A 22,832-nucleotide genomic window follows, 5' to 3' on the forward strand; every position below is an offset into this window, starting at 1 on the left:
CGTAAAATATAGCGCCCTAATAATGGGCTGATAATGTATAGGTATAATGTGAAACGAAGCGGAACTGAGCCATATTTTAGCAGTCCCACTTGATTGGCTAGATAGGCTTATTCACACGAGGCTTTTCTAGGTGCTGATGATTTATTTAATGGAGCCGTTTTTGAGTTTCTGTATTTACTATTCCAGTTATTAACTTCTCTGATATTAGCAACGACAGCAGCAGCGTTGCAGTCATTTATTTTTTTGTGAGCACTAACAGGGGCTCCATTATCGTATGTCAGGGTATATCTTTTGTTGCTTGATACATCGTTAGTATTACTACAAGCAGCTAAAAAGCACATTGAAATTAAAACAGACATTTTCTTCATTTTATATTCCTTTATTCAGTAAATTTTAATTATAGTAGATTATTCAACTATTCGCCTCACGCCCTAGTAATGGGCTACAAATAGTTTGCTAAAATGTTGATAAACGAAAACAGCAAGCTGTTTTAAGTCCTTATTAATTAGCTTGTTAGAGATATTTTACACCCAGTTACATTTTGTAACCCAGCTACACTTTATAAACTTTACCGCAATTATTACTACTAAATCAATGATGTCACCGTAAAAAATGTTTGGAACGGTATTTGAAATAGGACATCTAATAGCTGCACACCAAACCTGATGCACTCTGCACTACCAATGTTCGCAAAAAGCATGACGACAGAAAAATAGTAATATTTACTTTTAGGGCCTAAAAAGTAAGAAACTAAGATAAACACACTCAGCGAATATCTTGGTCCATTATCTACATACGTAAGTATTATTAAGAAAACAGGCATCAAAAGCAGGACTTGGGAACCAAAAAATAACGAAAAGAGCTACAACGAGAATTAGAATACTTTTGGCAATATTTAAGAATATGCCTGAACTGTCCACGAATACCTAACGAGGCTGTAGAATAACTCCAACAGCCAACTGTTTTTTGTGCTGTTAATTGCTTATTATGTGGTTTTTACAACCAAACCTCTCGTCTGACTAAAAATTACTAGTGCAAATATGACTTCTGTTACTCCACCAATAAATGCACCGATTACAAAGTTTGCATTTAATAAAATACACAACATGCCAGAAAGCATAAGCAAAATACCTAAAACCCAATAAGTTTTAATGCCATATAAAGTATGAAAAACCAAATAGCGTACGCCAATTATCATAAGCATTATTGGATAAAACCATTCAACTTGAAGCTTTGCTACATAGAAAGCTAAAAATAAACCAACAAATAAAATAATGGTGCTTTCTAATGCTAGTTTGCCTAAAGGGTTTTTAGGATCATGATTTCCTGGGCGTTTGAGAACTTTTGAAAGTAACATGGCTAATGGGTGTATAAACATACCACCAAAAAAAAGAGCCAGCATACTCGATTGGTTTGAGTATAGTAATGCAATTGAACCTGCGATACACCAAACTAAACCAGAAACTAAAACACCTGTTCCTCCACCAAAATATGACAAGTTCATATCTTTTTGTGCATCTTCAAATTTCACAGATACTCCTTAATTTAGAAATTACTTAAACATAATGAGTCCCACACGGTGTTGGCCTCCGCTTTTCGTGGGTACGCTATATCCAAAGCCATAATTAGTTTGCCAATTAACTAAACAGCAGAGGCTAACATGAATAAACATAGCATACTTTTTATCGGTCTTGATACACATAAAGAATTCAATGAAGTTGCCTATATTGAAGAACATAGAGGGGCACAACCTGTTCACCTTGGTCGATTTTCTTCTTCCAAAGTGGCCGTTCAAAAGCTTGTTCGTCAGTTTGAATCTAAATACCCTGGCGCAACACTACACTTTGTTTATGAAGCCGGCCCTTGTGGTTATTATTCGTATCGTCCTGATACTCACTAAAGCCCGCTTCGCGGTTCAAATTTATTCCCTATAAATTTGTGGATTTACAGATTAATCACCAGCCTCGGCCATTGTTGTTATGTGGTTGCACCCTCTCTTATTCCTAAAAAACCCGGTGAGAAAATCAAAACCGATAAACGTGATGCCCTTAAGCTCGCTAAATTACTTAAATCTGAAGATTTAACACCTATTTATGTTCCCGAGCCTGAAGATGAAGCTGTACGCGATTTATCTCGTGCACGCGAAGTGGCCATGAAAGATTTAAAAGATGCTAAATATCAATTAAAAGCACTGCTGCTTCGTAATAATATTAATTACAAAGGCACTGCAAATTGGTCACAAAAACATTTACGTTGGCTCACTGAGCTTGTGCTTCCACATCCTGCGCAGCACATCGTTTTACAAGAGTTTTTACAAACAATTACCGAGCGAATAAGCCGACTTGAGCGATTAGATAATGAACTTACACATCACGTCCATCAATGACGTTATTATCCCGTTGTTAAAGCAATACAAGCTATGCGTGGTGTTCGTTTGCTGGTCGCCACCGGCGTTGTGGCTGAGCTTGGCGATTTATCGCGATTCGACCATCCCCGCAAATTAATGAGTTACCTCGGTCTTGTACCCAGTGAACACTCGAGTGGTGGCAAACGCCATATTGGTGCCATCACAAAATGCGGGAACGGCCGAGCAAGGCGCCTTCTTGTGGAAGGTGCACATACTTATCGCTATGCAGCAAATATATCCACAGATATGCAAAAACGACAAGAAGGTTTACCAAAGGACATTATTGATATTGCCTGGAAAGCGCAGCTTAGACTCTGTAAACGTTATAAAAAGATGATAGCCAAAGGGAAGCATTACAACCTGGTTGTCACCGCCATTGCCCGAGAAATGATTGCATACATATGGGCCATTGCGAAAGAAGTAGTGCTTACGCCAGTGAACGCAAAACTTAGATTGGCAAGAGTACCCGCATGATAAACGAATTAGAGTTAGTGCATGGGATCAAGCATCGGGTGTGGCACAACCACCGACGGCGTTAGGATGACAATGCAGCTAACGCTGCATTGAACCACGAACATAGACTGAAGACAGGTGCCATCGGTGACCGCCACGGGACGCACTAAGTAAGGTCTGCTCTGTTACTAGAAATAGTAATAATCAACGACAAAATTGTCAGGAACAATTTTGAACAGCGTAGCTGATTCACGAAAGGCAGGACGCCTGTAGTCATATCAGCAAGATAACCGACGACATTACTTGCTTCATCCTATGTATTAACTCGCTCTAATTCGAGCTGAAGTAATTATGGCTTAAAAAGTTAGGCAAGGATCAGTGCGTTTAACTTGACAGTGGGAGTCATACCAACGCCTCGTTAAGAGGCAAATAATATGTTGGCTAAAATAAGCGACGCAGGAGCAAAAGCCAACTGTTATTTGTCCTGCTTTAACGACTTGTTAGCCGTTTTTCATTAAAGCTAGTTTTGAACCAAAAGTAATAAAAACAACCCCTGTAATTGAGTTTAACCACACTTTAAACTTTGCTCCATTTGTAACGCCTTTAACTTTTGAAAGCATTGCAATCATCATTGAAAACCATAAAAAGTTAACAATTGCATGAGCAGTAACTAGGGTATATGCACTAAGTGCTGTTTCACTTGCTGGCATAAATTGTGGAAATGCAGCTAGATAAAACATTGATACTTTAGGGTTTAATACGTTGGTTAGAAATCCTTCAAAAAATGCTACACGCATTGAGGTGTTTTTACTGGGGCTTTGATGTGTATTTCCAGTAGAGTTTTCAGTTTGCTTGAAAGCACTAATAATCGCTTTAAGACCAATCCAAATTAAGTAAGCCGCACCTAACATTTTAAAGATAAAAAATGCTTGAGCAGACTGAACCAATAGTAAAGAAATACCAAAAATTGATAGCGTGCCATGTACATAAAATGCTGCTACGAATCCCCATATATTAGCAAAACCAGTTTTCTCACCTGAAACAGGTACGGTTTTTGCTATAAGGAACCCGTTAGGTCCAGGTGAAACAACAAGTAATGCGGCTACTGCTATAAAAGTTAAAATATTACTTATATCCATATACATCTCCCATTTTAAAATGATGAACCTATAAAGACGGCTAAAGCCGCAAACAGCGGCGGCTGAAAGCCGTCCGACTGCTTTGTTTTGTTAATTTATAGTAGTAACCAAACCTGTACTGAGTCATCAACCTTTTTTCTTGTTAATAACAGGGATAGCCACGTATCATTATCCACAAACTTTTAGTCTTTTTCGTATTGCATATCGATCTGAACACCGAGCAACTTAGATTCCGGAGAATCGTCTTTTAACTCTAGCGTTACCGTGCCAAGTATCTCCTCAAATTCTTCTTCTGCAAGAACATCTTTTAGAGATGTTAATTGGTCTTCGTTAATCGTCGCTATATATTGTTTCCCATATTCTTTAGTCAATTTGTGGGCAAGCTGTAACAATATTGCTCTTTGTCTAGGATCTATATCACTAAACATCCTACTATCATGAAAAATGCTTTGAAAATGATGAACTCTGGAATTAATTAAGTTATTCAAGTCATAGCAAAAGATTTTAACTTCGTTAATTCCATCTGAAGCGTCATTTTGAATTTTCGCACTTATTTTGAATCGTTCTTGGTTATTGCCCTCGTTATTTTTAATTGAAATGCCAGCAGGTACTTCAGGATAAAACTCTTTTGCAAGGTCACTAAATCCAAGATAGACCGGATGCTCTTGTTCTTTATAAGCTTCCAAATACTCGATTGTAGTTACTTCTTGGCTTGATAGTTCCTTTTGCGCCTCTGCCATTTCCTTTTTAGAATGAGCCGAAATATTCTTGTAATCTTGCAGTTTGGAAAGCTTGCTCTTTAGTTCGGCTAATTGGGCATTGATTGCAGCGAAAAAGTCTAACGCTCGACTTTTTGCCAGTAACTTCATTTTCTCATCAAAAGCTTTCTGCAGTTCATTCTTGCTTTTTTCTTCTTCCAAATGTGTAGCAGATAACGTCTTAAGCTCTTTAGCTAATCGTTCACTTCGTTTAATATGAATACTTTTATGGAATGCAGTGACATTTTCGAGCGTTTGTAGCGTGCCTTCTTTAAACAGTTCAGTAATTTCACCATAAAGACTATAAACTTTCTCTAAGTCCATATCCTGATATAAGCTCATACTGTGCTTAATATTTTTGATACTAGTATTTAAGTAATAAAGCCTGTTTTTCATTTGTGACAGTTTTTCAGCCATACCATCCGCTTCCGATTGGATCGCAGCGTAGTTTTCTGCCACGTTATAGTTTTTAATGTCAGATTCTAGTTTCTTTACATCTTGTGTTAAGCGAGAAATCTCAAATTCAACATCCAAAGCGCCAGTGTAGTATTCCCTTATTACCGGGTCATTTTTGAACGACTTTTCGAACTTTTCTAACTCTTGGTAACGCTTCCGTGTGTTTCGTTTTTGATAGACATAATCAAGGTCTAATTCAAGTAAGAAGGCATTATTTACCAAGGATGAAAATGGCTGCTCTTTCGCAGTTGCGAGACTTGATACATAACTTCCCCGGCCTGTACGATAAAAACGTGAAAGAACAGTCCTAAAAGTAAGATATGGAGAGTCTTCAGGGATATCTACAAGCATTCGCTCCATTTCAGCATTGAAAGCAGTTTGCCCGAACTCCTTATCGTTTAGATAAATCTTGTTCTGATTTTTTGCAGCACGGTTTGCGGTAAACCTTTTATCACCAACCTTGAAGCTAAGAGTAAACTCCCATCCCGACAAATGCTGTTCAAATGCTGGGATTTTGTTGGAACCAAGACAAAAATTTACGAGCTGGAGCAACAATGACTTCCCAACACCATTATATGTATTATTTTTATCAGTTGATGTGCTTTTCCCAATAATTAGGGTTAAACCCTTGGGGTTAAAATGAACTGTGTTAAAAGATGGCTTATTCGCTTCTAGAGAAATCAACTGCATTTGACTACTTTTCCTTGTTCATTCAACTCAATCGCTCCACATGCATATAAAAAATCTAACGCTAAAATGATGTGTTCAAAATCATGACTAATGAGCAAATTTAGATTCTTCAACTTGTCATAGATTTGTTCAGGGGTCTGTGGACGAGACAATAAATTTAGAATATTTGCGCCTAACCCCAAAAGTGACTCAGACAATCGTATGTGCTTTTGTGGACTAAGCATTTTCAATCACCTTCGGGGCATAACCTTCAGGTGGCTCCTCAAAGATGTCACATGCCTCAAAAAAGAAAGCCAGAACAGCTATTACATTTCTTTCGTAATCACGCCTCTGCATATTAGACAAGTTTTCAGGCAACATTTCATCAACCATGTTTTTAAAAACTATATCGGACTCAGACAAGCCTGTAGCTATCGCAGCCTCTGCATTGTCAGTATTTAAGTGGTGTTGATACATTTCGTTCAACGAGTCTCTAGACAGTTGGCGTGAAAACTTACTATTGGTTCGAAAATAGTCATCAACATAGCCTACCTGATATGCCCCGACATTAAGGTGCATCGCAGTACTTTTACCCAATTTATTAAATAGTATCTTGTTATAAAAATCGGGTGGCTCATTGGCTTGAGAATCAGAAAAACCGCTGTAGTTCTTAGATACATAACCTACAATTTCTGCGACAATTGAATTATCGATAAACCCAATATCTTCTGGCTTTGGATAATAACCACATATTGAGGCAATACTGTCCTCTGGTAACTCCATGAAAACATCTTCTAACTCAGAAGAAAGAAATACATCACAAATATCCAGACCATACTTATTCTTAACGCTATTTAGCGTTGTATAAATTTCTGGGTAGGCACCATGATATTTGTCGTTGAACACAAAGTAGAAGTGTTTAATTTTATACTTATGCTCATTCCCCCAATACGCTATTAGTCCGTCTAAATCTTCTTCGATTTTTGAAGTAGCGGAAGTGGGATTGCCAGTCGGAGATTGAGGAGAGTAAACTTGAAAATATTTTCCCTCTAATGGGATGAATCCATCATTTTTTCTATCACCAATGCGTCCTTGTGGTTTTACTTTTTTAAAGTCTTTATTTGATGCACGCATCACATCGCAAAACAAATCTTCGAATGCATTTCCATTTGACTCATGTATACGCAATTTAAAGGCTTTACGTACATCTAATTTTTGTTGAACATTCATTGACGAATTCCTTTCACTGCATCCTCGATAGTTTTTTATAGCCTTGGCTAGTTTAGGGCTCACATCTTTAAAAAATAACTATAAATATTCGCTGACTGAAGGTACTACACTTCCATTAGAAATTAACGCTTGCCGTAAACGGCACAAAATAGCAGGCTAAAATTGGCGACGAAGGAGCACAAGCCTGCTGTTTTGTGTCCTTGGTTTAACGGCTTTGTTAGCTTTTGAGAGCACAACTTTATGAACCAAAAAACGTATTTAATATTATTTTTTCTTGTGGGTCATAATACATAATGATGCAAGTATCATTATCAATTGAGTACCACTTATCTTCGTCCCCCTGTATGAATAAGTCACATATATCGATTTTACCGATATATTTAAAAGAGCGACCATCTTCAGTAAGCGGTATTGATATGTTATCTAAACCTTGAGTAGTTGGAAAAGAGTCGTAAATGTACTCATAGGGAGCATCAAAATATTCAAAAACTCGCTCTTCATTAACAAGCTTTTTATGTTCTTTCATTTCGCTGTATTGAAGTTTTAATTTTTGAAACTCTTCTTCTAAGTCGTTTGGAAGATCATTTAAATAACTTTCCACGCCACCAAAAGTTTCTTTGTAGTCAATATGTGTGCTTATGTATTGTTTTTGGAAAAAATTAAAATCGGTTAAGAGCGACAGCTTATTATCTATTAACTTGTATGCAATCCAGTTAGTTCTGCAATAATAATTGTGGAATTTTTTTGTTTCTAAGCCCAAACAATCAAAGGGCTCCAAAGGCAAAACAAAGTGTAATTTGCCTTGTTCACCTTCTAAAAACTCTTCCACATTAACAGAGAGTAACGGTAGTAAGAATTCGGTATGTTCTTCAATTCTTTCATAGAAGACATCCTCTGCATTTGGAAAAAATGAATTTTTACTCATATCTATCCTAGAAAGCTAACGCCTCAATAAGAGGCAGAGTTAAGCTTGGCTATAATCCGTGAGGAACGAACGCGAGCCAAGCTTGACGCGTCCGACTTTATTGACTTGTTATAAATACTAACCACGTAATTGCGATGTTATAGAGTCTTGAATTGTTTTGTCATATTCATTATCACTTACCAAATCAAGACAAAGCTCCTTTGTGCAATAGGAAACAAATTTGATTAGTTTATTCTCCGAGTTTTTTGCGGTTAACTCATAAAGTGTATAAGACTTAAACTGACTTTCATTTACGACAACATCAGTTGAACTTTCTTTAAAGTCAGCCACCAAATCTATATTATTTAGTCGAAAATTATAAAAGTACATACGTTGTAAAGAGTCTTTACAAGCGTATAAAATTGAAAAGTCCTGGGCAACTAAATCTGCCATTGCTTTACAGCTTGAATTTAAAACCAAAGAATCAGGAAGTATTTTCACAACAACTCCGTTTTCTTCTTTGGCTGAAATGTTAAAAGCTATAAACAATAATACTATGGTGAAAATTTTCATTGAACCTTCCTTGTATTTATAACGCCTTGCTAAGGTGTGAGCAACGCAATGCCCAAGCCTCTACAGACTACCTTAAACACAAAAACCGACGCATGGTAAAAATGCCACGCGTTGTGAATCACTCTTAAGCAATTTGTTATGTTTGTTCTACATTTGCGCGATCACACCAATACTCTGAGTAACTTTCGTTTACCCAGCACTCAATTCGTATAGTGCCAAACTCTTTATAAGTACCTAGTTCTTCTGAGATTGTTATACGTTCAGACGATAGTAAATCACTAACTGAATCAGCCAAGTCTTCAAACCCATAGAGTTCAACATTTTCGTTTTCACTTCGAAGATTAAGCTTCAAAACTCCTTGTTCTTCAGTCCGAGTCGCTGTGAGACTACAAATAAAGTCTGGTCTCACACACTCAAATAGCTTCTTATAGCTGCTCATATTCCCTCCGAAAACATAACGCCCCGGTAAGCGGCGCATAAGTAGTAGGCTAAAATTAGCGAAGAATGAGCGCAAGCCTACTGTTTTGCGTCCGCCCTTGACCGGCTTGTTAGTTTCCGTTTTCACCAAACTTAGTCAACAATTTTTCAGTAAGCACTTGCGCCTGTTCAATATCGTGAAACTCCATATTTTGAGATATGCGCTGCTTGACGAAATCTAATTTCAGGTAAATATCGTTATCCTCTACTATTTTTAACCCAAAGTCCGCATATGCTATGGCTTTTAGAAAGTTTGGATTTCCAGAGTCAGGATCGTAATATTGATACTCTTTAACCAGCCTTAATATTGACTGTTCTCCCCCAGTTAAAGCAATACTTTCAGAAAGTTGGAATTTCAATTTATTAAATTTGATTCTTTGTTCTATTTTTTCTTCTCGGCTTAATTCAAGTAACCCCTTACTTTGAAAGTATTCTTTATCAGAAATAGCCCATAACTCTGTCACAGCGTTATCAGATCCTAATTTGATTGCTTTAACGAGTAACTCAACAAAATCATCAGATATTAAGTTAAATTGTGAACAGCGCTCAAAACGCGATAAAACATCTTCGATATACTCATAGGGTTCACCCACCTCATTTGCTCTACTCAGCCAATCATCAAGTTCATCTTGAGTTTTAGGTATTGTTTTACAACGACGTATTTCTTTTGCTTCAAACAGGTATTCTTCAGAGGTAAAAACACTTTCTTCAAAGCTAGTTTCAATAGAAGCTTTCTCGTTGGGGATTAAGTGTTTGGAAGCTACTTTGTTGCTATCTTTCTCAGCGCTCAAATTATCATAGTTACTTTGTTCTTTTGGAAGAAAGTAACTAATGGAGAAGGCTGCAATAGAAATAGCAAGTACAACTTTTTTCACGAGGCCTCGATAGGAAACTAACGCCGCAATATGGGGCGTATTAAGCTTGGCTAAAATTAGCGAAGAATGAGCGCCAGCCAAGCTTTAGACGTCCCACGCATAATTGCCTTGTTATAAATACTATTATCTCAATTGCTTGAGGATTGATTCTCTTATTAATTCATCATAGTTGCCAAATAAATCAAGACAAATATCCCTTGTGCAGTATGAGGTAATCTTTGATTCATTTTTATGCAAATCTTTGACTGTTATTTCATACGCGGTATATTTGCCAATTTCTGTTTGGTTAACGTCAATTACATTTAGTGATCGATTTAATTCACTTACAACATCTCCACTATTTATACGAAAATCAAAATAATACTTCTGATTAAATTGATTTAAACAAGTGTATAAAACGGAGAACTTTTCATTTTGCAAATTTGCATGAGCTACGCAGTTTAATGGCAAGATCAATTTATCAGGAAGGATTTTTACGACAACCCCTTTTTCTTCTTTTGCAGAAGCATTATTAAATACAAAGAGTAGTAAAAACAAGTTAAAAACTTTCACAGTACCTTCCTTAGTATTTATAACGCCTCACTAAGAGGCGAGTAATTGTTGGCTAAAATGTGAAGCGAAGCGGAACCGAGCCAACTGTTACGAGTCCTGCTTTAGTGACTTGTTAAGTCTCTCTTCGTACAAACTAAGCTTACTTAAAAACTGTTCAATAAAAGCTATATCTCTTTCGGTTGATGCCAAAGTGAACGCAAAATCAGTCTCTTTTTTTATTATTTCGCATTGTTCTAATGTTGCACCATCCATTGCGTATAAAATACCTGAAGGCCACTCATGCTCGCAATGTGAAAGCCAATTTAAAATACTCTCTAAAAGTAGAGTTCTACCTTCAGAGTTTGAAGAATCAATTTCGTAACATTTACGATAGAAATCCATCTCAACCAAGGAACCTAGTTCTTCGAAAATGCCTTTAGTTTGATATACATTTTGAATTAGCTTACCAAGCCATAAAGTAGAGTTGTAGTCTTTAGACTCAAACCCTTCTTTTAGTATCGGGTATACCAAATTAATAAATATTTCATATCTGATACAGCTATGACGGTTCTTTTCAAGGTTTGGTAAATACGACCAAACCCAATTTTTAATTTCTTCACGACTCTTAAATGAGTCGACAAATTTTTTAACAGATGCAGTCGCTTGCTTTTTTAAGCCAGCTTCTAGTTCTTTCTCAAAACTTTCGTAATACTCGATATTCATAAGGGACTTAACAATTTTGTCTATGACATTTGTCGTTTTATAAACCGATAAATGTCCATATATTACAATGCATTTATCTTAGCCCTCAAATAAACACCTGTAAACAATTAGTTAACTTTGTCTAACTTTTTACAAGTGCAAAAATACCCCAAAATGGTAGAGATCAGTAATATTGGACAAAACACAAACTACTGTCTATATATACAGTTATTTATTTTTGAGATTCACCCTATGAAGTCACCTTTTTTAACTATGATTTCGGAACAAATGTATTTAAAGCGTTATGCTAAAAGTACCATTAAAGCTTACTTATACTGGATAGCTGCATTTATTCGCTTCAATTCTATGCGACACCCAACAACAATGGGAGATAATGAAGTAGAGCTTTTTTTAAATCATCTAGTTAACCAACAAAATGTTGCACCTAATACGCAAACGCAAGCTTTAAATGCGTTAAGCTTTTTATTTAAGGAGGTCATTAAAAAGCCACTATCGCTATCCTTAGATTTTATCAAGAGCAAACGAGCAACTAAACTCCCCGTCGTTTTAACACAGCAAGAAATAAACCTTTTTTTTAAAGTGTGCTCTGCAAAACATTATTTACCTTGTGGGCTTCTCTATGGCAGTGGCATGCGGCTAATGGAAGTACTGCGTTTGCGTGTGCAGGATATTGATTTTGACTATAACTGCATCCGCATATGGGATGGTAAAGGAGGAAAAAACCGTGTTGTAACGCTTGCAACTGAGCTCATACCGCAAATACGGACACAAATTCAATTAGTAGATAGTTATTTACAGTTAGACCTAAATAACCCGCTATTTTGCGGCGTGTATTTGCCACACTTATTACGTAAAAAGTACCCAAATAATAACAAGCAGCTGGGGTGGCAATATTTATTCCCATCTTATAAACTCAGCATTGATCCCCAAAGTAAGCAATTGAGAAGACATCATATAGATGAAAAACAATTACAGCGCGCGGTTAAAAAAGCAGCTTGTGATGCACAAATTAATAAACACGTTACTCCGCATACCTTACGCCATTCTTTTGCAACACATTTACTACAAAGTGGTGCTGATATTAGAACGGTTCAAGCGCAACTAGGCCATAGTGATGTGCGAACAACTCAGATTTATACGCATGTTTTACAACAAGGTGCAAATGGCGTGATTAGTCCATTCTCTAGGTTATAAAACAGGTAAAAAGAACAGCTGTATATTTTTGTCAAATAAATTTAACGCGTTAAAGCACATTATATGAATGTGCTAGCAATAGTTTACGAAAAGCTACCTTTTTTCGTCTTCTATTTTAAGTAATAGCTTTTTAATGTCGTTTTTGGCACCCAATATATGCTTTTTCAAAAAATCACAGGCTTTTTTAGTGTCTTTCGCTCGGCAAAACTCTAGTAAAGTACGGTGTTCTTCTGGCGCTGTTGTTAGGCCACCGGCTAACAATATATGCATACGAACATAGCGCTCTGAATTTTTACTATACATATCAACCAGCTCACGAGTTTGTGGGCGTTGTGCGCGCGAATACAATTTGCCATGAAAACGGCTATTTAAATCGCCCGTTGCAAGGTGTGTATCACCTGCGTCCATAGCGCTTTCAAGTTCAGTTAAAATAAGCTCTGCATCGATTAAATCTTGATTGGTTAACCCCTCTATTGAGTGGCTTAGTAGCTCGGCTTCAAGTAACGCTCTTAAATCAAAAATTTCATCAATTTGTGATGCAGAAAGCTCTGTTGCTGTGGCACCTTTATGGGCCTCAAAGTTAACAAGCCCTTCAGCTTCAAGCTGAAGCAGCGCCTCGCGAACAGGAATACGGCTTACATTAAGCTCAGCAGCCAATGCAGCTTGACGAAGCGGATCACCGGCTTTTATCTCACCTGTTAATATTTTTTCACGGATTGCTTCTGCAACAAGTTGGGTGCGGGTTTTGTGCTCGATAGCCATGGTGTTCCTTAAATATTGCATTTAGCATACATTATACTCAAGTAACATGAGATGCCAAGTTAGATTACGTCCTTAGCGAGCGTATATAAAGCAATGCGGGAATATGCAATAGTGACTCCCGCATTAATTATTTTATGCCTGGTAACAAATTGGTCGCATAAAACGTAAAATTGCATTTGTACCTACAGAAGTACTACGTACATCTGTTGAGCTTGGGAATGGCCCACCGTGGTTCATTGAGCCGCAGACTTCAACGCCTGTTGGCATCTGATTTTTTATCAAACGGCCCACTTTATACTGCAGCGCTTCGATAAGGCTATCGGCTTTATTTAAGTCAGCGTCGGTGCCATGCACACTGGCGGTTAGCTGCCCTTGCAATTGATTTACTAATGTCATGAGCTGCTGTTCACTGTCGTAGCGCACAACTAACGCCGCAGGGCCAAACACTTCTTCTTGTAAAGCTGGAGTTGCTAAGTAGTCATCGCCGTTGCACGCGAATACATGTGCATTGGCATGAAACGCCTTTGCAAGTTTGCCTGCACCTAACACACTGACCTTATCAAGCTGGCTACGCGCTGCTATTTGGTGTTTAAACGTGTTAACAATCCCCGGGGTGAGTAACGTGTCTGACGGGGCATCATCAATGCACGCTGTAATGTGTGCTTCAAGCTCATCACATCCCGTTGGCACTAACCACAACCCTGGGCTGGTACAAAACTGCCCGTTGCCCATCAGCATTGACTGGCAAAGTGACTGTGCAATTTCTTTACTCTGTTCAATTGCTTTATTAGGTAGAATAACTTGGGGGTTAATACTGCCAAGCTCACCATAAAATGGGATGGGTTCTTCACGCTTTGCAATGGTCGCTTGCAGTTTACTAGCAACGTTAAATGAGCCAGTGAAGCCAACCGCTTTAATTTCCGGCGCAGCAACGAGCTGATGCGACATGTCATACGCCTTACTTTGCACCATTGCAAACACGCCTAATGGCATCGCACATTCTTTTATAGCGGCAAGCGCCGCACGTGCCATTAGCTCACCGGTTCCCGGGTGCGCTGTATGATTTTTTACAATCACTGGGCAACCTGCTGCCAGTGCTGCTGCCGTGTCGCCACCGAGTGTTGAAAAGGCATACGGGAAATTAGATGCGCCAAATACGGCCACAGGCCCAAGCGGTAAATAATTAAGCTCTGTATGTGGTTTTGGTAACGGTGCTCTTGCGGCATCGGCTTCGTCCACAACTTTTAAACCCAATGGTGATTCAGGGTTTTCACGCAAAGCACTGGCAAATGCCTTAAGTTGATTAACGGTTCGCATGCGCTCGCCTTGCAAACGCATCATGGGTAGATTGGTTTCTTGATGTGTTTGCTCAAGTAGCTCATCCCCTAGCGCCAATATGTGATCTGCAATACACGTTAAAAAATCTGCTCGTTGCGCAAAGCTGGTTTTACGATACTCATAAAAAGCCGATTGCGCGGCTGCTATCGCACCGTCTAATTCAGCGGCACTCAGATTAAAAAAACGTGTGGAGAGGGGTTCATTGCGCGCTGGGGAAAATGCGTTAAATTCACCATTCGCTGAATCACCAATCCATTGTCCTGCTACTAAACTTTGTCCTGTTAATGTCATGTTTTGCTCCTGATTAAATTACTTGAAACCCAAATGCATATGGGTCATCGTCATCAACGGTGATCGTGCTTGTGCCCGTCACTCTAGACCAACCTTGAATACTTGGCAGGATGGCTGTGATACCTGCGATTTCTGTTACCTGTTCAATGCAACCAATAAACTGGCTGCCGATATAACTTTCGTGGATAAAATTTTGCCCTTGAGCCAATTGCCCCTTGGCAAATAGCTGCGCCATACGCGCACTTGTGCCTGTGCCACAGGGCGAACGATCAATGGCTTTATCACCATAAAAAACAGCATTGGCGGCGTCTGAACTGGCATTTTTAGGTGTGCCTGTCCATAAAACGTGGCTTGCACCTTGAACAGTTGAATCAAGCGGATGAACACATTTCGTTTTTATATTTATGGCATCGCGTACCTGTAGGCTGTACTTTAAAATTTGCCCTGCGGTTAAGTGTTCAATGCCTTTATAATTCCCCTGCGGTTCAACAATAATGTAGAAGTTGCCACCATAGGCAATATCTACTTTAAGCGCGCCTAACTCAGGCACTTCAATTTCAATTGATTGATGTGCTAGGTACGCGGGCACATTATAAATTTTAACCCACTGAACTTTACCGTCAGTCATTTCATAATTGACTTCAACGCGCCCTGCCGGTGTATCGAGTTTTAATGTTCCTGGCACGTTTGCATGCAACAAGCCATGCTCTAACGCAAACGTGACAATGCCCATCGTGCCGTGACCACACATGGGTAAGCATCCTGATGTTTCAACAAATAAAATAGCCGCATCGCCATCCTCTGTGGTAGGTGGATATAAGAATCCGCCCGACATCATATCGTGGCCACGAGGCTCAAACATAAGCGCTTGGCGTATCCAGTCATGATTTTGCAAAAAGTCTTGGCGCTTTTCACTCATGCTTTCCCCACTTAATTGCGGGTGACCACTGGTTATTAGCCGTACAGGGTTGCCACAGGTATGGCCGTCAATACAAAAAAAGGTCCCTTTGAGCATAACTTAGTCCAACTTAAATTTTGTTAAAGCAATACGGTTTGTCATTGCTTGCGTGAAAAGCGAGACGGCAGTCGTGTTCTCGTTTGCTGCATCCAGTTCAATAATACTGTGAACGCCTTCATTATTTAGCTCATCGATCATCTTTGCTGTTGTTGCAAATTTAATGGCGTCTGATGCATTGAACTGAGTCGGTGCTGCTAAAAAGACCCCTTGCCAATTTACTGTCATTTTAATTACCTGATTGATGTTTAGGCTTGATATGATAAGTATATTGTATACAATAATCAATATCCCATTTTGATATTCATTTATTCATTAATTTATAAGAGCGTCTTTGGCGCAGTAAAAGCAAGGTTAAACAACTGAAATTAAATAACAAAGAATTAAACTAACAACGTTAAAAAATCATATTTCGTAATTTAAAAAACTAAATGCAATATTGAGATAGGCAATGATTTATCGGCCAAAGTAGCGAATTGCATAAAGAGGTAATTATTTTGGCAGATCATAGTACACAACATATTGGGGTCATTGGGGCGGGTGTGATTGGTATTTGTTGCGCGCTAAACTTACAACGTGCCGGCTTTGCCGTCACACTGTACGATGAATACGGTTTAGCTCAAGGGTGCTCAAAGGGAAATGCAGGGCATTTTGCGACAGAACAAGTATTTCCTTTAGCGCATGCATCGGTACTGAAAAAGCTCCCTTCTATGTTGTTAAACCCACTGGGTCCACTGCGTATTGATTGGCGTTATACCATTAAGGCACTACCATGGTTTTGGTTATTTTTAAAAAATATGAATAACAAAACCTATACAGCCAACTCGTTGGCATTAAAAGCGCTAAATCAACATGCGATTACAGCCTATGACCAATTGCTAAATAACTATAATTTAGACTATCTAATCACTAAAAAAGGCAGTTTACTGACCTTTGAAAAAACCCCGATTGAACAGATAACTAGCTTATTAGAGAGTTTTCAAACGCACGATATAAACGTTGAATTGCTCAATTCAAAACAAGTTCAGCACCTTGAACCTAACTTAGCACCCACAATTAATCACGCTTTATTATTTAATGACGTGGCTCACAGCGTTGATCCGCACTTATTTTGCGTAACATTAGCGGAGCAATTTATTGCCCTTGGGGGGCAGTTTTGTCAACAAAAAGTGACCGCGATTGAGCAAGCTGAACTTGGGTATACACTCAAAGGCGAGCAACAGCAATTTACCGCTGACAAAGTGGTTATTGCCGCTGGCGCATGGAGTAAATCGCTTATTAAGCCCCTTGGTTATAAAGTCCCGCTGGATACTGAACGCGGGTACCATTGCATGCTAGCAAGTAACTATGGCCTTTCTCGCCCTGTCGCCTCTGCTGAGCGTAACTTTATAATGACCCCCATGAGCCAAGGTTTGCGAATAGCGGGGACGGTCGAATTTGCAGGCACACAGCGCAAAATGGACAACAAACGTGCACTGGCATTATTGCCGCACGCTAAAGCGATGCTTAAAAAATCAGCCTCATCATTGCATGCTCACAGTACATGGATGGGCTGTCGCCCTTCTTTACCTGACTCATTGCCGGTTATTGGTGAAGCCCCTTTTCATCCTAATATTTTCTTTGCATTTGGCCATCAACATTTGGGGTTAACACAAGGTGCGGTCACTGGGGAGTTAATTACATCACTGTGTTTAAGACACCCTACAAAAATAGACATTAAACCATATTGCATTAGCCGATTTTCAACGCATGCGGCTTGCAGTTCACCCATCCCACACGCACAATAGCCCCATTAACGAGGAGAGCATTATGACGACCACAGGTATTGGTACTCAATCTAAAGAGCAGGCACTGGCGAGTCTCAGTGATATGACTAAAGATTTGCAGCCCATTCAAGCGCAAGAACACCTAGAGCGCATTAAAACAGCGCAAACTTACATGCAAGCAAATGGCATCGATGCCATTTATTTAAATGCAGGCACAAACCTAACTTACTTTACCGGTATGCGCTGGTATGCCAGTGAGCGTATGGTTGGGGCAATTTTACCCGCCAAAGGTGACGTACAATACATTGCGCCTTACTTTGAAATTGGCTCACTGAATGGCTTTAAAGTGATTGATGGCCCAATTCGTGGCTGGCAAGAGCATGAAAGCCCATACCAACTATTTGTCGATGTCATCAAGGAGATGGGCATTGCACAAGATGGCACAATTGGGATTGATGAAAGCGCCCAGTTTTTTATTTTTGATGGCATCAACAAAGCACAAAATGGCTTAAAACTAGTTAATGCACAACCTGTCACTGCGCATTGTCGTATGCATAAATCAGCCAATGAGCTGAAACTAATGCAACGTGCTATGGATATGACACTCGCTGTACATCAAGCAACCGCGAGCATGTTACACGAAGGTATTAGCACCACAGAAGTGGAAGCCTTCATCAAGCAAGCTCACCAAAAGGTAGGCGCGCCGGGTAATTATTTTTGTATTGTGTTATTTGGTGTTGCCACCTCTTTCCCGCATGGGGTAAAAGATGCACAAATCCTTAAAAAAGGCGACATGGTATTGATTGATACTGGCTGTAAAGTACATGATTACCTGTCTGACATCACGCGAACGTATGTGTTTGGTGAAGCAACAGAGCGTCAACGCCAGTTTTGGGATTACGAAAAAGCGGCCCAAATTGCTGCATTTAAAGTTGCTCAAGTTGGGCAAACATGTGAAGCGGTCGATGCTGGTGCTCGCAATTACTTAGCTTCACAAGGATTAGGCCCTGAGTATCAAACACCAGGCTGTCCACACCGTACAGGCCATGGTATAGGGTTGGATATTCACGAATGGCCTTATTTAGTAGGCGGAGATAAAACTCCACTTGCACCTGGTATGTGCTTTAGTAATGAGCCTATGCTGGTTGTGCCGGACGAATTTGGTATTCGTTTGGAGGACCATTTTTACATGACTGACGAAGGACCTAAATGGTTTACGGAGCCTGCGCATAGTATTGATGACCCATTTGGTTTAGGTTAAAACCTCACGATCGGCCTACATGGCTGATCGTGTTAGTAACTCATTATTTTCGCACCATTGGTTTGGTGCTTTTACCAATGTTGCTTTATCTGCTACACGTACTTTAACGCATTGGGTATCTGAGGGTAATTGCTCTTTTTGCACAACCCAAAATTCGCCTTGCTTTTGAGTAAATAATTGGTATTCGTATGCCTCATCACTGCCTTCAAATAAAGCAGTAAATAAACCGCCAACCAGTGCACCAGCTATACCACCTGCAATCATATCTTCGCGATTACCATCTAACTCATCGATTACCCCTACTGTTGCACCAATCATCATGCCGTTGAACACATCTGACGAAAGCTGAACCGCTTTTGTCGATTGAACTTGCGCATAATATTCAGTGACTATTCTATTTTCTTCAGCTCGATCAATACCCGGGCCTGCAGCACAACCTGTTAATAATAGTAAAACGATAAATACCTTGTTCATCATGTTGTCCTTTGGATTGTTTTCATTTGTCTAATAATGAGTTTATTGGGTTTTAAAATTAAATCTGTTCAAGAGTGTTTTAAAGATGTAAGAAACTGTGCAATTAATGCATTGAACTCACCTTAATTGACAATCTCTGCTGTGTTGCCTTGAACTTTGTGATGTGTGCCTGCATATCCTCACTATATTGTTCAAAACAGGCTACCCCAATGAAAAAGCTAAAAATCGATATTGTTTCTGACGTAATGTGCCCGTGGTGCATTATAGGCTATAAAAACCTTGAATCTGCATTAGCTCAATTGAGTGACAAGTTTGACGCTGAAATAAGCTGGAAGCCCTTCGAACTGAATCCTGATATGCCCATTGAAGGACAAGATTTAAATGAACATTTAGCGCAAAAATATGGCCTAACTGAAGTGCAAGGCGATGCAAATCGAAAGCATATTTTAGAGATGGGTGAAAAAGCAGGGTTTACCTTTAACCTTGATGGTAACCGCATCATGATCAATAGTTTTGATCTCCATCGTTTACTAACTTGGGCAGCAACTGAAGGTAAACAAACCGAATTAAAGCTGGCATTCTTTAAAGCACATTTTACCGATTTGGTGTATTTAAACGAACAAGAAAGCTTATTAAATGTAGTGCAAAGTGTTGGCCTTGATAGAGACCGTGCAAAAGAAATATTAGATTCAGGTGAATATTTTCAAGCGGTACGTAGCGAACAAAATGCCTTACAACAAATGGGCATAACGTCTGTACCTACGTTTATTATCAACGACGAATATGCACTAACTGGTGGACAACCAAGCGATGCATTTGTGAAAGCATTCGAGCAAATAGCAGAGCAAGACAGTCAATAACGCTTTAACACCACGTAATGCTAGTTACGTGGTGTATTATTAAAACCTAACCGCATTGCATGCAGCAACCCAATATAATTTTATTTAATTACGCGTTTTTTAGTAGCACCCCCTCCTATAATTTGGTATTTATACACCGCACGAAAGCACTCACTATTTCGGGTAATTAACATGAATAGTAGTGTCTAATTAGCGCAGTTAAGTAAATAGGGCACATTGCTCTAAAATAAAAAATGATAAGGAAGTACAATGAAATCAGCGGTACTCGCAGCAATAATGTCAACAGCACTATTAGCGGGATGTTCTTCAGTTCCAATGGAATCAAAAGAAGTTGCAAACAAGGCAAAAGAGTTTAATGCACCAGCACAAGACAAAGCTGGTATTTACGTTTACCGTAAAGACACGTTTGTTGGCGCGGCATTAAAAAAAGATGTGTGGGTTGAAAAAGAGTGCATAGGTCAAACAGCTAAAGGTGTTTTCTTTTATAAAGAAGTACCTGGAAACGAAAAACTGAAAGTCTCTACAGAGTCAGAGTTTTCACCAAATACCTTAACAATAGATGCAAAAAATGGTGAGCTTTACTTCATTGAGCAATATATAAAAATGGGGGCTTTTGTTGGCGGTGCAGACCTAGCGCTTGCTAACAAGGAAACGGGGAAATCAGAAGTGCTTAGGCTCGGAATGGCAAAAGGTGGTAATTGCGACTCTGAATTAGAGTAACTTATTTAAGATTATCTATTTTATTCATTTGTTGACCGTTTTAATGAACGGTCAACAAACATTTTATTTCTAAGGCTGTGTATTATCTCGTTCGTGCAGCGTTAAAAAACCTTGATACAGCTGATAGACATTTACCTTTGCATTAAGTTTTGCGGCAATCAAATACAAGCCAGCAAGTTTGCGGTGAACAAACAGTGCATCAATGGGCGGTGAATGCCATTGCTGTTTTTGTGTGCTCATTTCAAGGCCTTTATCGCGTATTTGTTTAGCGAGTGGGCTTGCAGCAAAGTCATAGGCTTCATCAATTAAAAGCGGCTCACACGCCAATTTAAATATGTTAAGTACATTTTGTTTGTAGTGCTGGTCTATTTGACTATCAAAATAGCCTATTTGCTCTGCGGCGAGTGCTATCTCTTTTTCATCATTCGCGATTGCGCCCGCAAAGAGTTTGAAATAACCGTCACAAATAACCTTTGGTAATGGCCGTGTTGCACCAAAATCAAGTAGCACAACCGTTTCTGAAGCAGGTTGATATAAATAGTTAGCAAAATTAGGATCTGTTTGAACGGTATTAAATTGCAGCAATTCGTAGAAAAACAACTGTATTAAATCACGGGCGAGATTATCTCTTTGTGCTTGATTCAACTCAACGCACACATCAAGGTCAATACCATCTACAAACTCCATAGCAAGTACCTGTTTTGTGCTGAGTTCAGGGTAGGTTTGTGGCACTTTAAATTGCGCAAACGGTGCAAGATAGCGCTGGTATACCTTTAAAAAATCAGCTTCACGTTCGTAATCTGCTTCATCCAACAGCTGCTGCTTAGCTTCGGCTATTAGGGGGTCTATATCTATATGCTTAGGCAGTAGACCACTGAGCTTTAGCAAACTGGCTAAATTATCAACATCACTTTCAATACTTTTAGCAATGCCTGGGTATTGCACCTTAATCGCCAACGCTTCGCCATTTTCTAAATTTGCTTTGTGTACTTGCCCTATCGAAGCGGCAGCAAACGGCTTAAGCTCAATATGTGAAAGCTTGTCAAGCCACCCTTCTCCCCATTGTGACTTAAACACACTTACAAGTTGTTTGTGTGGCATTGCATGGCCGTCAGATCGCAACCTCGCTAGCAATTGGCTCAGCTCGGGAGGCAACAGCTCACCTGAATCCATTGATAATAACTGTCCAAGCTTCATCGCCGCGCCACGTAATTGTGCAAGCTGTTCGGCAAGATTCTCTATATTTTTAGAAGACATTATTAACGATTGCCGATTAAGCTTTTCACCCTTCGCCACTGATTTTGCACCATCAAGCAACACATTACCGGCGACTTTTGATGCCAGTAAGCCAAATTTACTTAACCTTGCAAATCGCGATGTTGGTACCGATTTTGACTGACTCATACACTATCACGCTTAAAAAACTGTTTATTAATTGGGTATATCTTACGTCAAGGCACACTATTTAGATCCCTTTAAGCCTTCTATAAAAATACACTACTTATATACCCAAGCCACCTCAAGATGCAGAATTCAGCGTTTCACAGGGGCTTAATATCAAGGCGTTACTTTGCAACAATGGCCATCCCTTTTAAGAAGGAACAACGATGAGAGTAAGTTCCTGTGAAACGCCCAACGGGTTGGTTTAAAAGTGATTTATACTGCGTTATTGATTTTAACAATAGAACCACTATTTCTTGCAATCAATGCCTTGCCTAAATCGCTTTTAATTCCAACGACGCTCGCATCTTGAGGTGGTTTGGGTATACGCCATAAACTAAAAAGTTAATGTTAATAACCAGTTACTAAGGCGTTTTAAATCTTTTTTAAAAGCAGGCTCTATTATTGTTACATTCCTTTACAGACAACTGTCCCTTTTTTAATTTTGACCGAGTAAGTCGTGGTATTCTCCTTCGCAAAAATCAGCACATGTCGTCATTTGCTGTCTTAATTAAA

The 22,832-nt window shown here is 39.2% G+C and carries 23 protein-coding genes and 1 pseudogene; 6 read left to right on the forward strand and 18 right to left on the reverse strand.

All coding sequences use genetic code 11. From position 1 onward, the window contains the following. Positions 1-107 precede the first annotated feature (107 nt). Together CSC79_RS00155 and CSC79_RS00160 are read right to left on the reverse strand one after the other, a co-directional pair. Complete coding sequence (locus CSC79_RS00155; RefSeq protein WP_099292751.1) at positions 108-368, reverse strand: hypothetical protein; 261 nt, start codon at positions 366-368, stop codon at positions 108-110. 617 nt (positions 369-985) lie between these two features. Continuing rightward, positions 986-1,531 carry a hypothetical protein gene (locus CSC79_RS00160; RefSeq protein ID WP_099292753.1) on the reverse strand — a complete coding sequence of 182 codons (546 nt, stop codon included), beginning with the start codon at positions 1,529-1,531 and terminating at the stop codon, positions 986-988. Positions 1,532-1,660: 129 nt separating this feature from the next. Between CSC79_RS00160 and CSC79_RS00165 the strand changes: the two are divergent. Continuing rightward, positions 1,661-2,881, forward strand: a pseudogene (locus CSC79_RS00165) (IS110 family transposase). A 479-nt stretch (positions 2,882-3,360) separates the two neighbouring features. On the opposite strand, the gene CSC79_RS00170 reads toward CSC79_RS00165, so the two are convergent. The 10 genes from CSC79_RS00170 to CSC79_RS00220 all read right to left on the reverse strand — a co-directional run bounded on the left by CSC79_RS00170 (position 3,361) and on the right by CSC79_RS00220 (position 11,195). Then, positions 3,361-3,999, reverse strand: coding sequence for a LysE family translocator (locus CSC79_RS00170; RefSeq protein ID WP_099292755.1), 639 nt, complete (start codon positions 3,997-3,999; stop codon positions 3,361-3,363). A 182-nt stretch (positions 4,000-4,181) separates the two neighbouring features. Then, positions 4,182-5,903 (reverse strand): DUF2326 domain-containing protein, encoded by a 1,722-nt coding sequence (locus CSC79_RS00175; protein WP_099292757.1) that lies wholly within the window; start codon positions 5,901-5,903, stop codon positions 4,182-4,184. Next, complete coding sequence (locus CSC79_RS00180; RefSeq protein WP_055463017.1) at positions 5,894-6,127, reverse strand: ABC-three component system middle component 6; 234 nt, start codon at positions 6,125-6,127, stop codon at positions 5,894-5,896. Before CSC79_RS00180 ends, CSC79_RS00175 begins: the two co-directional genes overlap by 10 nt. Continuing rightward, positions 6,120-7,112, reverse strand: a complete 993-nt coding sequence (locus CSC79_RS00185; RefSeq protein WP_099292759.1) for an ABC-three component system protein — start codon at positions 7,110-7,112, stop codon at positions 6,120-6,122. Before CSC79_RS00185 ends, CSC79_RS00180 begins: the two co-directional genes overlap by 8 nt. A gap of 238 nt (positions 7,113-7,350) precedes the next feature. Continuing rightward, complete coding sequence (locus CSC79_RS00190) at positions 7,351-8,037, reverse strand: hypothetical protein (protein ID WP_099292761.1); 687 nt, start codon at positions 8,035-8,037, stop codon at positions 7,351-7,353. Between the two features lie 117 nt (positions 8,038-8,154). Continuing rightward, on the reverse strand, positions 8,155-8,589 hold the full coding sequence (locus tag CSC79_RS00195; protein ID WP_099292763.1) for a hypothetical protein: 435 nt from the start codon (positions 8,587-8,589) through the stop codon (positions 8,155-8,157). Positions 8,590-8,725: 136 nt separating this feature from the next. Beyond that, complete coding sequence (locus tag CSC79_RS00205) at positions 8,726-9,028, reverse strand: hypothetical protein (RefSeq protein WP_017188033.1); 303 nt, start codon at positions 9,026-9,028, stop codon at positions 8,726-8,728. Positions 9,029-9,137: 109 nt separating this feature from the next. Beyond that, the gene (locus tag CSC79_RS00210; RefSeq protein ID WP_099293543.1) at positions 9,138-9,941 is read right to left on the reverse strand and encodes a hypothetical protein; all 804 of its coding nucleotides are present in this window, start codon (positions 9,939-9,941) and stop codon (positions 9,138-9,140) included. Positions 9,942-10,064: 123 nt separating this feature from the next. Next, on the reverse strand, positions 10,065-10,493 hold the full coding sequence (locus CSC79_RS00215; protein ID WP_099292767.1) for a hypothetical protein: 429 nt from the start codon (positions 10,491-10,493) through the stop codon (positions 10,065-10,067). A gap of 87 nt (positions 10,494-10,580) precedes the next feature. Further along, positions 10,581-11,195: a hypothetical protein gene (locus tag CSC79_RS00220; protein WP_099292769.1), complete on the reverse strand. Its 615-nt coding sequence runs from the start codon at positions 11,193-11,195 to the stop codon at positions 10,581-10,583. Positions 11,196-11,426: 231 nt separating this feature from the next. On the opposite strand from CSC79_RS00220, the gene CSC79_RS00225 reads away from it, so the two are divergent. Then, entirely contained in the window at positions 11,427-12,389 is a 963-nt protein-coding gene (locus CSC79_RS00225; RefSeq protein WP_099293544.1) for an integron integrase, read from the forward strand. Positions 12,390-12,482: 93 nt separating this feature from the next. Here CSC79_RS00225 and CSC79_RS00230 read toward each other — a convergent pair whose 3' ends face one another. From CSC79_RS00230 to CSC79_RS00245, 4 genes are all read right to left on the reverse strand, one after another. Next, on the reverse strand, positions 12,483-13,151 hold the full coding sequence (locus tag CSC79_RS00230; protein ID WP_099292771.1) for a GntR family transcriptional regulator: 669 nt from the start codon (positions 13,149-13,151) through the stop codon (positions 12,483-12,485). Positions 13,152-13,283: 132 nt separating this feature from the next. Beyond that, entirely contained in the window at positions 13,284-14,780 is a 1,497-nt protein-coding gene (locus tag CSC79_RS00235; RefSeq protein ID WP_099292773.1) for an aldehyde dehydrogenase (NADP(+)), read from the reverse strand. 13 nt (positions 14,781-14,793) lie between these two features. Continuing rightward, complete coding sequence (locus CSC79_RS00240; protein ID WP_099292775.1) at positions 14,794-15,795, reverse strand: 4-hydroxyproline epimerase; 1,002 nt, start codon at positions 15,793-15,795, stop codon at positions 14,794-14,796. A gap of 3 nt (positions 15,796-15,798) precedes the next feature. Beyond that, on the reverse strand, positions 15,799-16,023 hold the full coding sequence (locus tag CSC79_RS00245; RefSeq protein WP_099292777.1) for a hypothetical protein: 225 nt from the start codon (positions 16,021-16,023) through the stop codon (positions 15,799-15,801). A gap of 269 nt (positions 16,024-16,292) precedes the next feature. Between CSC79_RS00245 and CSC79_RS00250 the strand changes: the two genes are divergently transcribed. Together CSC79_RS00250 and CSC79_RS00255 are read left to right on the forward strand one after the other, a co-directional pair. Then, complete coding sequence (locus tag CSC79_RS00250; RefSeq protein ID WP_099292779.1) at positions 16,293-17,582, forward strand: FAD-dependent oxidoreductase; 1,290 nt, start codon at positions 16,293-16,295, stop codon at positions 17,580-17,582. 22 nt (positions 17,583-17,604) lie between these two features. Beyond that, complete coding sequence (locus tag CSC79_RS00255; protein WP_099292781.1) at positions 17,605-18,822, forward strand: Xaa-Pro peptidase family protein; 1,218 nt, start codon at positions 17,605-17,607, stop codon at positions 18,820-18,822. 15 nt (positions 18,823-18,837) lie between these two features. On the opposite strand, the gene CSC79_RS00260 is transcribed toward CSC79_RS00255, so the two are convergent. After that, complete coding sequence (locus CSC79_RS00260; protein WP_237113927.1) at positions 18,838-19,299, reverse strand: hypothetical protein; 462 nt, start codon at positions 19,297-19,299, stop codon at positions 18,838-18,840. 206 nt (positions 19,300-19,505) lie between these two features. Between CSC79_RS00260 and CSC79_RS00265 the strand changes: the two genes are divergently transcribed. Continuing rightward, entirely contained in the window at positions 19,506-20,156 is a 651-nt protein-coding gene (locus CSC79_RS00265; RefSeq protein WP_099292785.1) for a DsbA family oxidoreductase, read from the forward strand. Between the two features lie 249 nt (positions 20,157-20,405). Next, positions 20,406-20,876: a DUF2846 domain-containing protein gene (locus CSC79_RS00270; protein WP_099292787.1), complete on the forward strand. Its 471-nt coding sequence runs from the start codon at positions 20,406-20,408 to the stop codon at positions 20,874-20,876. A 69-nt stretch (positions 20,877-20,945) separates the two neighbouring features. On the opposite strand, the gene CSC79_RS00275 is transcribed toward CSC79_RS00270, so the two are convergent. After that, the gene (locus CSC79_RS00275; protein WP_099292789.1) at positions 20,946-22,280 is read right to left on the reverse strand and encodes an AarF/ABC1/UbiB kinase family protein; all 1,335 of its coding nucleotides are present in this window, start codon (positions 22,278-22,280) and stop codon (positions 20,946-20,948) included. Positions 22,281-22,832: the final 552 nt, after the last annotated feature.

The sequence above is a fragment of the Pseudoalteromonas sp. 3D05 genome (assembly GCF_002723455.1).
In the GTDB taxonomy this organism is placed as follows: Bacteria; Pseudomonadota; Gammaproteobacteria; order Enterobacterales; family Alteromonadaceae; genus Pseudoalteromonas.

Bases quoted from the DNA above. Each gene is read 5' to 3' on its own strand.
- CSC79_RS00225 (WP_099293544.1), top strand. From the start codon at position 11,427: ATGAAGTCACCTTTTTTAACTATGATTTCGGAACAAATGTATTTAAAG.
- CSC79_RS00195 (WP_099292763.1), bottom strand. From the start codon at position 8,589: ATGAAAATTTTCACCATAGTATTATTGTTTATAGCTTTTAACATTTCA.
- CSC79_RS00265 (WP_099292785.1), top strand. From the start codon at position 19,506: ATGAAAAAGCTAAAAATCGATATTGTTTCTGACGTAATGTGCCCGTGG.
- CSC79_RS00205 (WP_017188033.1), bottom strand. From the start codon at position 9,028: ATGAGCAGCTATAAGAAGCTATTTGAGTGTGTGAGACCAGACTTTATT.
- CSC79_RS00175 (WP_099292757.1), bottom strand. From the start codon at position 5,903: ATGCAGTTGATTTCTCTAGAAGCGAATAAGCCATCTTTTAACACAGTT.
- CSC79_RS00240 (WP_099292775.1), bottom strand. From the start codon at position 15,795: ATGCTCAAAGGGACCTTTTTTTGTATTGACGGCCATACCTGTGGCAAC.
- CSC79_RS00275 (WP_099292789.1), bottom strand. From the start codon at position 22,280: ATGAGTCAGTCAAAATCGGTACCAACATCGCGATTTGCAAGGTTAAGT.
- CSC79_RS00260 (WP_237113927.1), bottom strand. From the start codon at position 19,299: ATGATGAACAAGGTATTTATCGTTTTACTATTATTAACAGGTTGTGCT.
- CSC79_RS00155 (WP_099292751.1), bottom strand. From the start codon at position 368: ATGAAGAAAATGTCTGTTTTAATTTCAATGTGCTTTTTAGCTGCTTGT.
- CSC79_RS00190 (WP_099292761.1), bottom strand. From the start codon at position 8,037: ATGAGTAAAAATTCATTTTTTCCAAATGCAGAGGATGTCTTCTATGAA.
- CSC79_RS00185 (WP_099292759.1), bottom strand. From the start codon at position 7,112: ATGAATGTTCAACAAAAATTAGATGTACGTAAAGCCTTTAAATTGCGT.
- CSC79_RS00270 (WP_099292787.1), top strand. From the start codon at position 20,406: ATGAAATCAGCGGTACTCGCAGCAATAATGTCAACAGCACTATTAGCG.
- CSC79_RS00220 (WP_099292769.1), bottom strand. From the start codon at position 11,195: ATGAATATCGAGTATTACGAAAGTTTTGAGAAAGAACTAGAAGCTGGC.
- CSC79_RS00180 (WP_055463017.1), bottom strand. From the start codon at position 6,127: ATGCTTAGTCCACAAAAGCACATACGATTGTCTGAGTCACTTTTGGGG.
- CSC79_RS00255 (WP_099292781.1), top strand. From the start codon at position 17,605: ATGACGACCACAGGTATTGGTACTCAATCTAAAGAGCAGGCACTGGCG.
- CSC79_RS00245 (WP_099292777.1), bottom strand. From the start codon at position 16,023: ATGACAGTAAATTGGCAAGGGGTCTTTTTAGCAGCACCGACTCAGTTC.
- CSC79_RS00230 (WP_099292771.1), bottom strand. From the start codon at position 13,151: ATGGCTATCGAGCACAAAACCCGCACCCAACTTGTTGCAGAAGCAATC.
- CSC79_RS00170 (WP_099292755.1), bottom strand. From the start codon at position 3,999: ATGGATATAAGTAATATTTTAACTTTTATAGCAGTAGCCGCATTACTT.
- CSC79_RS00235 (WP_099292773.1), bottom strand. From the start codon at position 14,780: ATGACATTAACAGGACAAAGTTTAGTAGCAGGACAATGGATTGGTGAT.